Raw genomic sequence first — 12,680 nt, 5'->3', positions numbered from 1 at the left:
CGGGGAGAATCGTTCCCCCCGGCCGCCGGAAGCGACTGAACGCTTTGTCGCCGAGGCGGAAGAGCAAGACTGAAAGACGTTTCCGGCAGCCAGAGGGGGTGACCCCCTCTGGACTCCCCGGTTGCCTGCTGTATTGGGGACGGCTGGGCCAGGCCACGGACAGGCGCGTCGGGCCGGGGAATGACGGGGCGAATTACAAGTAGTTCAGCACGTCCCGGGGCGCGTAAGCCAAGCGGGTGGCGCCGGAGGCGCGCAGGACGGACTCGGGGCGAAATCCCCAGGTCACGGCCACGGGGGTCATGCCCGCGCCCAGGGCGGCATGCACGTCCATGGGCGAATCCCCCACCAGCAGACAGTCGGCCGGGTTCTGGCCCAACAGCCGAGCGGCGCGGACGGCTCCGGCCGGGTCGGGCTTGCACGGTGTCTGGGGGGTGACCCCCACGCAGGCGGTGAACGGCCAGCGAGCGAAAATGTGGTCCGTGATGAGCTTGGCGAAATCGTCGGGTTTGTTGGAAAGCACCCCCAGGGCCAGACCCTTGTCGGCCAGGGTGTCCAGCAGCTCGGGAATGCCTGGGTAGGGCGCGCTCTTGACGCCCCAGCGCCCCGCGTATTCGCGGCGCATGGCCGTGACCGCGCGGGGAATGTCGTGCTGGGCGCTTTCGGGCAGGGCGCGGCTCACGAGCGTCTCCATGCCGTCGCCCAGAAAGGCGGCGTAGTCCGGCACGGGGTGGGGCGGATACCCCAGGCCGACCAGGGCCGCGTTGCAGGAGTCGGCCAAGTCGTCCAGGGAGTTGAGCAGGGTGCCGTCCAGATCGAAGACAACGGCTTTTGCGGGCATCAGTCTCTCCAGGTAAAGCGAAAGGCGCAGCCGGGCGCGCCTGTGGCAAGGGTTTGCGGCCTTTCCAGGGCCAGTTTCGGGCTGTAGCCCCGGGCGAAGGGCTCGTCGCGTCCGCAGGAGACGAGGCCGACCAGTTCCTCGGGCAGTCCCATGGTCCGGTAGCGCTCCACATAGGCGCAACGGGTCACGGTGAAGGTGAGTTCGCGGCCGGTCTGGCGCGCGTTTTCCACTTCGAGCGCGCCGGAAGCGCGCCAGATGTCCAGGATGGTGGCGAAATGGTCGAAGCTCGGTCCGTTCGGGGCGGTGGCGGCAAAGGCTTGGCCGGCGGTCAGGCCCAGGGCTTCCACGGCTTCGGCCACGGCGGCCAGGGCGGCGGTCTTTCCGGCCTTGGCCGAAAGCGTCAGGTAAAAGGCGCGAAAGATTTGGGCTTCAATGGCGCGCTGTTCGATGAGAGGCGGTGCGTTCATGGCGTACAAAAGCGGCGGGCGGGGCGTGGACCTCGCCGGGGCGCGGGCTTGGGGGTGAAGGAAACGGCGGGAGGCGATCGCCCCCCGCCGGACGGGTCACTTGTAATACAGCTTGATCTCGTTCGTAAACCGTTCGCTCTGTCCGGGAGTGGGCTGCCCGGCCGTGAGCACGGCCGAGTCTCCGGGAGCGAATTCCGGGCTCGCCGCCACGAAGGCTTCGGCCCGGGCCATGTGGGATTCGGCCGTGGCGTCGATGAGCTTGGGGGTCACGCCCCAGACGAAGTTCATGTAGTGCAGCACCGGGGATTCGGGGGTCAGGGCGTAGATGGGCAGGTCGGGCCGGCGCGAGGAGAGCAGGCGCGCGGTGGCTCCCGAGACCGAATGGCTCACCAGGGCCTTGGACTGGGCGTTGCCGGCCAGTATGCAGGCCGCATAGGCCAGGTACTTGGAGGGATTGACCTCCCGGCTGGGGACGTAAGGGCCCTGCATGCGTTCGAGGTAGTAGTTCACGGCGTTGTCGGAAATTTCGCGCATGAAGCGCACGGCCTCCACCGGGTAGTCGCCGACGGCGGTTTCCTCCGAGAGCATGACGCAGTCGGCCCCGTCCAGGATGGCGTTGGCCACGTCCGTGGATTCGGCCCGGGTGGGGATGGGGTTTTTCACCATGGAAAGCAGCATTTGCGTGGCCACTATGGCCGGCTTCTGGGCGTGGCGGCAGGCCCGGATGATCTTTTTCTGGATGATGGGCAGCATGGGGATGGGGCATTCCAGGCCCAGGTCGCCACGGGCCACCATGATGATGTCGGACAGGGCCACGATCTGGTCGATGCGGTCCACGGCGTTCTGGCGTTCGAGCTTGGCCACCACGGGAACCCACACCCCGTGTCCGGCGATTTCGTCCTTGACCTGGCGGATGTCCTGGGCCGACTGCACGAACGAGATGGCCACGGCGTTGATGCCGGCGTCGAGCCCTTCGTGCAGGTCCTTGACGTCTTTTTCCGTGAGGGCGGGCAGGGCGTGGTGCTTGCCGGGAAAGGCGATGCCCTTTCGCGAGGAGAGCACGCCGGCGTTGTTGGCCCGCAGTTCGTAGAGGGCGTCCTTTTTCAATTCGCGGGTGACGGTGAACTGGAGCAGGCCGTCGCTTAGGTTCACGGGCATGTCGGGCTTGAGTCCGGCCAGCAGCTCGGGCATGTCCAGGGGGGCGAACGGCGTGTCCGGGTCTCCGGGGTCTTCGCCGTCCAGGCCCAGGTAGACGAGCTGGCCTTTTTCGATCTGGCGGGGGGCGTTGGCCACCTCGCCGATGCGGGTTTTGGGACCGCACAGATCGCCCAGGGCCGTGAGGGGCACGCCCAACTCGGACTCCACGCGGCGGATGTCCGCGATGACGGGCACGAAGTCTTCCGCCACGCTGTGGGAGAAGTTCAGGCGGAATATGCTGGCTCCGGCCAGGGCCAAGGCCTTGATGGTCTCGTGGTTCATGGAGGCCGGGCCCAGGGTGGCGATGATTTTCGTGGTCATGGGGATCCTCCGATCCGGTGTTTTCCGGACACGATAGCCCACGCCGGGGGCGTTTGGGTAGCCCAAATTCCCTGAAAGCGCCGGTCACAAAACGGATGAATCCCGATGGCGTTTGGTGTACAAGCCCCCCACCGACGCCCTGGGGAGAAAACGCTTCGCTCCTGTCGCGGACCGTTCGCCGGCCCGCCCCAGAGCCGCCCGGCAAGGAGATTTCCCATGCTCAACAGGCAACGACTGCTCACGCCCGGTCCCACGCCGCTTCCCGAGGAAGTGCGTCTGGCCATGGCCCGGGACATGATCCACCATCGCAAGCCTGGCTTTTTGCCCATCGTGGAACGGGTGCGCGAAGGCCTCAAATACCTCTTCGGCACCAGTCAGGAGGTGCTGCCCCTGGCCTGTTCCGGCACCGGCGCCATGACCGCGGCCCTGACCAACCTCTTCGCGCCCGGCGAGAAGATTCTGTGCGTGGAGGCGGGCAAATTCGGCGAACGCTTCGGCGAAATTTGCGACATGCACGGGCAACAGGCCCTGCGCATGCCCGTGGAGTGGGGACAGGCCGTGCGACCGGCCGACGTGGCCGCCGCCCTGGACGCCGATCCGTCCATCAAGGGCGTGTGCGTGCAGGCGTCCGAGACGTCCACCGGGGTGATGCACCCCGTGCGCGAATTGGCCAAGATCACCGGCGCGCGCGAGGTGCTGCTCGTGGTGGACGGCATTTCGTCCGTGGGCATCTCGCCCTGCCCCATGGACGCCTGGGGCGTGGACTGCCTGCTCACCGGCTCGCAGAAGGGGCTCATGCTGCCTCCGGGGTTGGCGTTCGTGGCCCTGTCGGCCAGGGCCTGGGACAAGTGCGCCCGGGTGCCGGCATCCAATTTCTATTTCCAGTTGCAGGGCGAGTTGGAAAAAATCCGCAAGAACCAGACCATGTTCACCCCGGCCATCGGCCTGTTGGTGGGGCTGGACGAAAGCCTGCGCCTGTTTCGCGAATTCGGTCTGGAAAACATGTTCCGCAAGCAGTGGGCCCTCACGTGCATGACCCGGGCCGCCGTTTCGGCCATGGGGGTGGAGTTGTTCGCCAAGGACCACTTCACCTGGGGACTGACCGCCATCCAGATGCCCCTGGGGGTTTCGAGCGCGGACGTGCTCAAGACCGCTTCGGCGGACTTCGGCGTGGTGCTGGCCGCGGGGCAGGGGCACATGAAGGACCGGATCGTGCGCCTGGGACACATGGGCTACGTGGATTTCGGCGACGTGCTGGCCGGTTTGGCCGCGTTTCGCCGGGGCTTTGAAAAGGCCGGCGGATTCGTGGGTTCGGACAACGCCCTGGAACAGGGCATGGTCGCCTACGAGGAGGCCCTTCACAAGGGTCCGGCGGCCTGCTAACAGCGTTGCATGTCGCCGCGAACGCCGGTTTTGGCGCTGGCGGCGGCGCGTGGCGGGCGGCGTTCTTGCGTCCGATCGTAAAAGTCTTAACACAGGGCAATCACGTTTTTCGCACCGGGCGAAAAACCCGCCGCTAGAGGGAGTGACACCGCGATGAGCCAGGAAACCGACGCGAAACCGGACTGCGGCACCTGCCCGGATGGACAGGCCGACTACATGGGGACCTGCCTGCCCTCTGTGGATTTCGCCACTTTCGCCCTTTCGCTCTACATCTCCGCCCTGGTGCACCTGGGGGAAAATCCCGATCCCGAGTCCGGCGCGGTGAAGGTGAGCCTGCCCCTGGCCAAGCACACCATCGACACCCTGGCCATGCTCGAGGAAAAGACCATGGGCAACCTCTCGCCCGACGAGGCCAGGCAGTTGCGCGAGATGCTCTACCACCTGCGCATGTCCTACCTGCGACGAGCCGGCTAGGCTGTTGTCGCCGGGGCCCGGAGATTCCTCCCGGCCTTCGAGAGGCGCGGCCGAACGCCTCGCGCCGCCGGATGTTTCCGCGCGGGCCAAGCGTTTCCCCCCGCCGTCGTCAAGTCATCCCATTTCGTCACTCAAGCCACACCGGGCCCGTCCCTTCGCGGCCCGCACAAGGAGGCGACCATGGCGCGCATTCCCGTCGGACTCGTCGGCATCACCGGATACACCGGCATGGAGCTGGCCAGGATCCTCGTCAACCATCCCGATTTCGAACTGATCAAAGCCACCTCGCGCACCGAGGCCGGCAAGCGCCTGGTGGAGTTTTATCCCTTCGTGCAAAACACCCGGTTGGAAAACGTGGTGCTCTGCCTGCCCGAAGCCAAGGAACTGGCCGGGTGCGAACTGGTTTTTCTGGCCGTGCCCCACGGCGCGGCCATGGACATGGCCGCCGAACTGTTGGCCGCCGGACTCAAGGTGGTGGATTTGAGCGCCGACTTCCGCCTGCGCGATCCCAGCGTCTACGCCGCCTGGTACGGCCAGGCCCACCGTCATCCCCACCTCATCGCCGAAGCGGCCTACGGTCTGCCCGAACGCTACGAGCAGGACATCAAGGCCGCGCGCCTGGTGGCCAACCCGGGGTGCTACCCCACGTCGGTGTTTCTGGGATTGTGGCCGGCCCTGGCCGAAGGGCTCATCGATCCGTCCAGCGTGGTGGCGGACTCCAAGTCCGGGGCGTCGGGAGCCGGGCGCGGGGCCTCGGTGGCGTCCCTGTTCAGCGAAGTGCACGACTCCTTCAGGCCCTACAACCTGGCCAAACACCGCCATACCCCGGAAATGGAACAGGAACTCTCCGCCGTGGCGGGCTGTCCCATGACCATCACCTTCAGCCCGCACCTCGTGCCTCTGCAACGCGGCATTCTCTCCACCCTGTACGCCAAGCTCAAAAATCCCATGGAACAGCAGGATGTCCAGGCCATCTACGAAAAGCACTACCAGGGCCGGCCGTGGGTGCGGGTGCTGCCCGCAGGAAAGTTGCCCGAGACGCGTCACGTGCGCGGCTCCATGTACGCCGACCTGGGCGTGGTGGTGGACAGCCGCACCGGACGCCTCATCGTGGCCAGCGCCATCGACAACATGTGCCGGGGCGCTTCCGGCCAGGCCGTGGCCTGCGCCAACCTTATGTCCGGTCTGCCCGTGGACGCCGGCCTGAACCTGGCTCCGCTCATGCCCTGACGCGGCGTCCGCGAAACGCGCTCGCGCGGGCTTTCGGTCAACGCCGCCTCGGGGGCGTTTGTCTCCATGAACACGCCGCGTGGGGTTTCATGGACGCGGTGCGCCCGGGCGGGAGCCCGCTTCAGGACCTTTCCAAGCCCTCATGACGGCCTGGCCGATTTGTCGGTCGGGCCGTTATTCCTTGGTGCGCGAAAATTCGTTTGCCAGACGAACGCGCTTTGTCGCGGCGATGATTGCATGCATGAACAACCCGCTGGGAACGAGGAAGGATTCTCGGCCGCCATTGCCAACTGGGGCAAGCTGGTATACATTTCAACAAGACTCGTGAATGTATTGCCTTGAAGAAAAGTTTTCGCTTTAAATCTCTCTGGAGAGATACAGAATGAGCGAATGACAGTCGGCTTTCTTTTTGGGAGAAGGTTTGCACATGGACGCTGATCATTCCACTGTCTCGCTGGACGAAACCGCCAGCGAAGCCCTTTTCGTGGCCCGGCAGCCCGTGTTCGACACCCGTATGAATGTTTGGGGATACGAACTCCTGTATCGCCAAGCCGAAACCAGCTCCACGGCGGAATTCGCCGACGGCGCGGCGGCCACCTCGAAAGTGATCGCCGACGGCGTCTCCCTGGGACGTTCCGGGCTTTCCGACATGGAAAAGACCCTGATCAACTTTCCCAGCCGGCTCCTGATCGAGGGGTACGGCTTCGCGTTGCCGCCGGAATGCTGCGTGATCGAGATCCTCGAAACCGTGGAGCCCAGCCCGGAAATTCTCGACTCCCTGGCCCGGCTCAAGGAGGCCGGATACATTCTGGCTCTGGACGATTTCGTGGGCGACGAAGGGCATACGCCCTTTCTCGAACTCGCCGACATCATCAAGGTCGACATGCTGCTGACGCCGCCGGAAAAGCTGCCCGAACTGGCCGCCCGGCTGGCCAGTCCCAAACGCATGCTGCTGGCGGAAAAGGTCGAGGACGACGCCATGCACCGCAAGGCCAAGGATCTGGGGTTTTCGCTTTTTCAGGGCTTTTTCTACCGCAAGCCCGAAATCGTGGTCGGGCGCAAGATGAGCGCCTCCCAGGCGTCCAAGCTGCGTCTCCTGCAGGAACTGGCCAGCGACGACTACGACCTGATCAAGGTCAGCAATATCATCGAAACCGACCTCTCGCTGTCCTACCGGTTGTTGCGCTACATCAACTCGGCCTACTTCGGGCGCAGCCAGTCCATGGAGTCCATTCGCCAGGCCGCCATGTTTCTCGGACAGCGCAACTTGGCCATGTGGCTGCAAGCCGTGATCATGAGCGACATCAACCCCACCGACAAAGGGCGCGAGCTGGTGTTTCTCTCGGTGCGCCGGGCCAAATTCCTGGAGATGCTGGCCCGGAGCCTGAGCAATCCGCCGGCCAAGCCCGACGCCCTGTTCGTCCTGGGGTTGTTTTCGTTTCTCGACAGTCTGCTCGGCCAGCCCATGGCGGAAGTGCTCAAGGATCTGCCGCTTTCCCCGGAGCTCATCCAGGCCCTGCTCGGCCGGCACGGACAGTTCAGCGGAATCCTGGACCTGGCGGAATCCTTTGAAAAGGCCAACTGGCGCAGTGCGCAGCAAACGCTCAAGGGCCTGCACCTGCCTCCGGCCAAGGCTTCCATCCTCAACGCCGACGCCATGCGCTTCGCCGGCGCGTTGGTCCAGAGCGCCAAAAGTCCCATAAAGACCGCGGAGGCCAAGCCGGCCAGGAAGAAGTGAGAACGCGACAACGGCGCCGGGCTGGACCGGCGTTGGCCTTGCGGCGGGGTGGGGTGGAACCGATGCGCTTCCCGAACCCTCGGACCGTGTCGCGGTCACGCTCGTCCTGTGGGCTGTCGGCGAATCACAGCTTGTGGATCAAGGAGGACCAGTCCAGGTCGCCGCACAAGACGCACAGCGCGCCGTCCAGGGAAAAACCGATGGAAACGGTGACGGTGAGTTTCCCGTCGCAGGGCGACACGTAGGGCCTGGTGATCTGGGGGGTGTTGGGGGCCTCCACCGCGCGCCGGAAAAAGGGCTGCATGGCGAGCCGGGCCAGCTTCATGAAGGGCTGGTTGTCGGGCAGGGGATTGAACCGTTTTTTGGTCGGAGACGGACAGCCGCCGTTGCAGTGTACGCAAGGCTTGCCCTCGGCGGCGCGGCATGACGACCGCATGGCCGGTTCGAGGATGAACCCCTTGTTGTCGACGATATAGAGGCGCTTCGCCTCATGAATGTTCAGGAACGCCGCGCCGGCCTCTTCAAAGGCGACGCCCCGTTGCAGCGCCCCGGACATGACTTCGATTGCCTGGGTGAAGGGCGTGATGAACTCTTTGCGGTCGCGTTCGCGCGTATGCAAGGTTTCGCAATGTGCGCTCCACAGGGAGTCGAGCACGCCGGCCAGGGCGTAGGGGTCGGAAAGAGGGCTGGAAGCCGGGCGCGCGAAAAACCATCCCTGGCCGAAGTCGACATTGGATTCCAGCGCGATCAAGGCCTGCTGTTCGGTTTCTATGCCCTCCAGGAGCACCCGCGTTCCCATCTCGTGCAGCATGGCCACCAGGCTCGGCAGGACCTTGCGCACCTTGATGTCCTTCTCGCTCTGGTCGGCGAAGCTTCGGTCGAGCTTGATGATTTCCGGCCGCACGCTCCAGATGCGACTGAAGTTCGAGTCGCCCACGCCGAAGTCGTCCAGCGCGATGCTCAAATTGGCGTCGCGCAGGCTTTTCACGCCCTGGTCGAAACGTTCCTCGTCGGGCACCTTGTTTTCGACCACTTCCACCACGATGCTCCCCGGGTTTACGCCGAGAACGTCCACGAAGGCCGAAAGAAAGCGCTCCGTAAGTCCTTCGTTTCGCGGATCGCCGAACAGGGCGGGGTGGAAGTTGAGAAACAGCCACCCGGGATAGTTCCCGGCGTTGAGCAGGTGCAGCGCCCGGCAGGCCCGGTCCACCAGGGTCAGCTCGTCTCGCTTCTGGGCCAGGGCGAAGAAATCGGGCGGGCTGATGGGGGCGCCTCGCCGCAGCGCTGGCCGAACCAGGGCTTCATGGCCGATGATGCAATTGTGCGTGAAGGAAACGATCGGCTGAAACACGCTGCGGATGACCATGTTTCGCCATGGGGCTTCGATCTCCCCCTGCTCGTTTTTGCGCAAGCGCGCCAGTACCTGCGCGAGGTCAGCGGGAAAGCACGACAAAAAGGCGTCGTTCAACAGCGCGCCATGATCGTCCCGCGAGGGGCTCGGGGCCTTGTCGGTGACGGACTGGTCGTCGGTCGTCTTGTTTACGGAGTCGTTCATGTGGCTGTGTCCCTCGTGACGCTGCTCGCGTTGTCGAGAGTCGCTTCCCGTTAGGCGCAGCGTCCCCTGTTTGCAGGGCGCGAGCCGAATCCGCGGATCGCGGGGAGAGGCCCGGCGCAAAGGTCCCCGTCCGGGGGGCCACGCCGGCTTGCCTCTCCCGTCTTTGTTCCGGACTATTCTTCCTCTTCTCCCGACGCCCGGTCGTCCTGCATGCGTTTGGTCTTGGCGAAGCTGCGGGGCAGTTCGCCCTGGCCCAGCACCTCGACCCAAGCCCGCACGAGCACGTGTTTGCGCAGTTCGATGGAGATGGCCTCCGAGAGGTTCTGGTCGTAGGAGGCGTCGGCGTCGGGGCGGCGCTCCACCTGAAGCAGCATCTGGTCCTTGCCGCCCTTGCGGAAGAGCCGAATGCGGTATTCGCTGCCGACCTGGGGAAAGTGCTCCAGCACATCGGCCACCTGTCCGGGGTAGATGTTCACTCCGCGGAAGATGAACATGTCGTCCGAACGGCCCTGAATGCGGTCGTGACGGGGCAGGTTCAGACCGCAGGAGCATTTCCCGGGGATGATGCGGGTGATGTCGCGGGTGCGGTAGCGGATGAGCGGAGCGGCCTCTTTTCTCAGGCTGGTGAGCACAAGTTCGCCCAACTGTCCGGGCTCCACGGGGCGCAGGGTGTCGGGATCGATGATCTCGGCTATGTAGAGGTCCGCCCAGTAGTGGATGCCTTCGTGGGCCGGGCATTCGAGGCCGGCTCCGGGGCCGTAGAGTTCGGTCATGCCCGAGATGTCGAAGCTGTCTTCGAGGCGAAGCATTTCCATGAAACGTTTGCGCATCTTGGGGGTGTGGGTTTCGGCCCCGAAGATGATCTTTTTCAGGGCGAGCTTGCCTTTCAACTGGCGCTTCTGGGCCTCTTCGCCCATGAGCAGGGCCATGGAAGCCGTGGAGCACAGCACCGTGGCGCGCATGTCTTCGAGCAATTGCAGGTGGATTTCCATATTGCCCGGCCCCACGGGCACGGCCATGGCGCCGAAGTGCTCGCAGCCCAGTTGGAAGCCCACGCCGGCGGTCCACAGGCCGTAGCCCACGGCGATCTGCACCCGGTCCAGGATGGTGAGCCCGGCCAGTTCGTAACAGCGGGCGAACATGTGTTTCCAGGTGTCGATGTCGCCCTGGGTATAGGCCAGCACCTTGCGCTTGCCCGTGGTGCCGGACGAGGCGTGCACGCGCACCACCTGTTCCGGCGGCACGGAAAGAAACGGCAGGGGATAGCCTTCGCGCAGGTCGTCGGCGCTGGTGAAGGGCAGGTTGGGCAGGTCGTCCAGGGTGAGGGCCTGTCCGGGTTGGTATCCGGCCTCGGCCAGGCGATTGCGGTACATGGCGTTGCCGGCGTAGGCGTGGCCCAGTGTCCAGTTCAGGCCGGCGGTCTGTTTGGCGGTCAGTTCGTCCTCGGAGAGCGAGGGAAGAAAACGGTGTGCGGTACCCATTGTATCATCCTATCCTAAGAAGGCTATAAGCAGAACTCCGGCCACCATGAGGGCCGATCCGGCCAGGCGTTGGCGCAAGTCGGGCTCGCCGAGCACCAGTCCGCCCAGCAGCACGGCCACCACGGCGCTCAAGCGCTTGGCCGCTATCACGTAGGGCACGATGGTCATGGTGAGCGCCATCATCTGGCACCAGGCGGTCAGGGCCTCAAGGGCTCCGGCGGCGGTCAGGCTCCAGGGTTTGGTCCATACCTGGGAGAAGCCCCGGCGGCTCACTCGCCAGACGATGGGCGTCAGACACAGCGTGGTCGCCCCGAAGGCCATGGCGATCCAGAAATTGGGGGACGAATTGCGCAGTCCGATCTTGTCGAAGTTGCCCGAGATGGACCACAAAAACGCCACCAGCAGCATGAGTCGTACGCCCCGGTCGCGCAGGAGCGCCCGAAACGGTTCCAGCGGTCCCGAGCGCCAGCGTCCCAGGTTCATGATGTAGGCCCCGCCCACCACGCTGACGATGCCGGCCACGCCCCAGGGTTGCGGCGTTTCGCCCACCATGATCGGCGAGGTGACCAGCAGGAACAGGGGCGTGAAGGTGAGCATGGGCGCGGTCAGCGACAGGTCGCCCAACTCCAGCGCGCGCACGTAGGCGTACAGGGTGAACGAAGCCATCGGTCCGGTCACGGCCAACACGATCCAGAACGTGGGCGTGGGGCGGGGAAGGTCTTCGAGCGTCAAGCCCGCCCCGAGAAACAGGGTCGTGGTCAGGCAGTAGGCCCAGACCACCACGATGGACTCCAAGGCGTTCGGGCCGGTCATGGTCTGCTTGAGGAACAGGTCCTTTACGGCCTGGGCCGTGGCGGCCACCAGCATAAGCCAGAGCCAGAGCGGAGGGCCGTGAAGAACAATCTGGGACATGTCGCCTGCCGGTTGTCGTGCGGATTGGGACCGGGGCGGCGTTTTGGCGCCGCGACCGGGCGTATGTGTCGAAACGAAGCGCAAACGCCCGGCGGGAGCCGGCGCGGCCTCTGCCGGCCGGCTCCCGTCCCCGCCGCGTCCGGCGCAAGCGGGGCAACCTAGCGCAAGGCGTGGCGAAGCGCCAGCCCCGCTTGCCCCCGGACGGAAGGCTTTCCGGGGGCGTTGTCGTCAGGATAGCGCGGAACATGTCGGGATCTTTTGGTTTTTTGAAACCATGACCACGGCCTCGCCTGGGCGGCGCTAGTTTCTCCAGGGCGCGAGGAATTCCTCGCAACTCTTGCCCGAGCGCACATATCCGATCAGGGCGCTGCCGATGACGGCGGCGTCCACGTCGTCGCCGAAGAGCGCCACCTGTTCGGGACGCGAGATGCCAAATCCCAGGGCCAGCGGCACGTCGAAGAAGGGGCGCACCTGGGCCAGTTTGCCGCGCACCTCGTCGGGCAGGCTTTCGCGCACCCCGGTGGTGCCAAGCACCGACACGAAATACACGAATCCTTTGGCCACCTCGGCGTAACGCTTGAGCCGGTCTTCCGGGGTGTTCAAGCCGATGAGGCAGATGATCTCCACCCCGTGCGGAGCCAGGGCCGAGGCCAGGGGTTCGCGTTCCTCCAGGGGCAGGTCGGGCACGATGAGTCCCGTCACCCCGGCGGCGGCCACGTCCGCGCCCAGACGGTCCAGGCCGTAGCGCAGAAAGGGATTGTAGTAGCCCATGAGCACCAGCCCGGCCCGGTAGCGGCCCTTGCGCGCGGCCAGCTCCTGGAGGATCCATTTCAGGGTGACGCCGCGCTCCAGACATTCCAGCGCGGCCATCTCCACCACGGGGCCGTCGGCCACGGGGTCGGAAAAGGGCACGCCGATTTCGATGACGTCGGCTCCGCCACGGTCCAGGGCGTCAAGTTCTTCCCAGAAGCGGGTCTTGTCCGGGAATCCGGCGGGCAGGTAGGGAATCACGGCCTTGCGGCCCTGGGCCTTGGCCTCGCGTATGCGCGTGGTGAGAATCGATTCGCTCATGATGGATATGCCT

At 65.2% G+C, this 12,680-nt stretch carries 11 protein-coding genes; 4 read left to right on the top strand and 7 right to left on the bottom strand.

Annotated features, from left to right (window positions below):
• Positions 1–193: 193 nt before the first annotated feature.
• The 3 genes from ACYQ01_RS05365 to pyk all read right to left on the bottom strand — a co-directional run bounded on the left by ACYQ01_RS05365 (position 194) and on the right by pyk (position 2,823).
• Positions 194–838 carry an HAD family hydrolase gene (locus ACYQ01_RS05365; RefSeq protein WP_459932798.1) on the bottom strand — a complete coding sequence of 215 codons (645 nt, stop codon included), beginning with the start codon at positions 836–838 and terminating at the stop codon, positions 194–196.
• Positions 838–1,305, bottom strand: a complete 468-nt coding sequence (locus ACYQ01_RS05360) for an L-2-amino-thiazoline-4-carboxylic acid hydrolase (protein WP_459932797.1) — start codon at positions 1,303–1,305, stop codon at positions 838–840. Before ACYQ01_RS05360 ends, ACYQ01_RS05365 begins: the two co-directional genes overlap by 1 nt.
• Before the next feature lie 96 nt (positions 1,306–1,401).
• Positions 1,402–2,823, bottom strand: a complete 1,422-nt coding sequence (gene pyk / locus ACYQ01_RS05355) for a pyruvate kinase (protein WP_459932796.1) — start codon at positions 2,821–2,823, stop codon at positions 1,402–1,404.
• A gap of 216 nt (positions 2,824–3,039) precedes the next feature.
• Here pyk and ACYQ01_RS05350 point away from each other — a divergent pair, with 216 nt between their 5' ends.
• The 4 genes from ACYQ01_RS05350 (at position 3,040) to ACYQ01_RS05335 (ending at position 7,648) form a co-directional block, all read left to right on the top strand.
• Positions 3,040–4,206, top strand: a complete 1,167-nt coding sequence (locus tag ACYQ01_RS05350) for a pyridoxal-phosphate-dependent aminotransferase family protein (RefSeq protein ID WP_459932795.1) — start codon at positions 3,040–3,042, stop codon at positions 4,204–4,206.
• Positions 4,207–4,359: 153 nt separating this feature from the next.
• Positions 4,360–4,680, top strand: a complete 321-nt coding sequence (locus ACYQ01_RS05345; protein ID WP_459932794.1) for a DUF1844 domain-containing protein — start codon at positions 4,360–4,362, stop codon at positions 4,678–4,680.
• A 180-nt stretch (positions 4,681–4,860) separates the two neighbouring features.
• Complete coding sequence (gene argC, locus ACYQ01_RS05340) at positions 4,861–5,910, top strand: N-acetyl-gamma-glutamyl-phosphate reductase (RefSeq protein WP_459932793.1); 1,050 nt, start codon at positions 4,861–4,863, stop codon at positions 5,908–5,910.
• A gap of 427 nt (positions 5,911–6,337) precedes the next feature.
• Positions 6,338–7,648 (top strand): EAL and HDOD domain-containing protein, encoded by a 1,311-nt coding sequence (locus ACYQ01_RS05335; RefSeq protein ID WP_459932792.1) that lies wholly within the window; start codon positions 6,338–6,340, stop codon positions 7,646–7,648.
• Between the two features lie 124 nt (positions 7,649–7,772).
• On the opposite strand, the gene ACYQ01_RS05330 is transcribed toward ACYQ01_RS05335, so the two are convergent.
• The 4 genes from ACYQ01_RS05330 to trpA form a co-directional block, all read right to left on the bottom strand.
• A complete protein-coding gene (locus ACYQ01_RS05330) occupies positions 7,773–9,203 on the bottom strand; it encodes an EAL domain-containing protein (protein WP_459932791.1) in 1,431 nt (476 codons plus the stop codon).
• Positions 9,204–9,376: 173 nt separating this feature from the next.
• Entirely contained in the window at positions 9,377–10,684 is a 1,308-nt protein-coding gene (locus ACYQ01_RS05325) for a phenylacetate--CoA ligase family protein (RefSeq protein WP_459932790.1), read from the bottom strand.
• A gap of 9 nt (positions 10,685–10,693) precedes the next feature.
• Complete coding sequence (locus tag ACYQ01_RS05320; RefSeq protein ID WP_459932789.1) at positions 10,694–11,596, bottom strand: EamA family transporter; 903 nt, start codon at positions 11,594–11,596, stop codon at positions 10,694–10,696.
• 300 nt (positions 11,597–11,896) lie between these two features.
• Positions 11,897–12,667, bottom strand: coding sequence for a tryptophan synthase subunit alpha (gene trpA, locus ACYQ01_RS05315; RefSeq protein WP_459932788.1), 771 nt, complete (start codon positions 12,665–12,667; stop codon positions 11,897–11,899).
• Positions 12,668–12,680: the final 13 nt, after the last annotated feature.

The sequence above is a fragment of the Fundidesulfovibrio butyratiphilus genome (assembly GCF_054657235.1).
The sequence above is the reverse complement of the archived record's forward strand: the minus strand, read 5'-3'. Positions and strand labels throughout refer to the sequence as shown.

Excerpts from the sequence above, each read along its gene's own strand:
- ACYQ01_RS05365 (WP_459932798.1), bottom strand. The coding sequence starts at position 838 with ATGCCCGCAAAAGCCGTTGTCTTCGATCTGGACGGCACCCTGCTCAAC.
- ACYQ01_RS05360 (WP_459932797.1), bottom strand. The coding sequence starts at position 1,305 with ATGAACGCACCGCCTCTCATCGAACAGCGCGCCATTGAAGCCCAAATC.
- pyk (WP_459932796.1), bottom strand. The coding sequence starts at position 2,823 with ATGACCACGAAAATCATCGCCACCCTGGGCCCGGCCTCCATGAACCAC.
- ACYQ01_RS05350 (WP_459932795.1), top strand. The coding sequence starts at position 3,040 with ATGCTCAACAGGCAACGACTGCTCACGCCCGGTCCCACGCCGCTTCCC.
- ACYQ01_RS05345 (WP_459932794.1), top strand. The coding sequence starts at position 4,360 with ATGAGCCAGGAAACCGACGCGAAACCGGACTGCGGCACCTGCCCGGAT.
- argC (WP_459932793.1), top strand. The coding sequence starts at position 4,861 with ATGGCGCGCATTCCCGTCGGACTCGTCGGCATCACCGGATACACCGGC.
- ACYQ01_RS05335 (WP_459932792.1), top strand. The coding sequence starts at position 6,338 with ATGGACGCTGATCATTCCACTGTCTCGCTGGACGAAACCGCCAGCGAA.
- ACYQ01_RS05330 (WP_459932791.1), bottom strand. The coding sequence starts at position 9,203 with ATGAACGACTCCGTAAACAAGACGACCGACGACCAGTCCGTCACCGAC.
- ACYQ01_RS05325 (WP_459932790.1), bottom strand. The coding sequence starts at position 10,684 with ATGGGTACCGCACACCGTTTTCTTCCCTCGCTCTCCGAGGACGAACTG.
- ACYQ01_RS05320 (WP_459932789.1), bottom strand. The coding sequence starts at position 11,596 with ATGTCCCAGATTGTTCTTCACGGCCCTCCGCTCTGGCTCTGGCTTATG.
- trpA (WP_459932788.1), bottom strand. The coding sequence starts at position 12,667 with ATGAGCGAATCGATTCTCACCACGCGCATACGCGAGGCCAAGGCCCAG.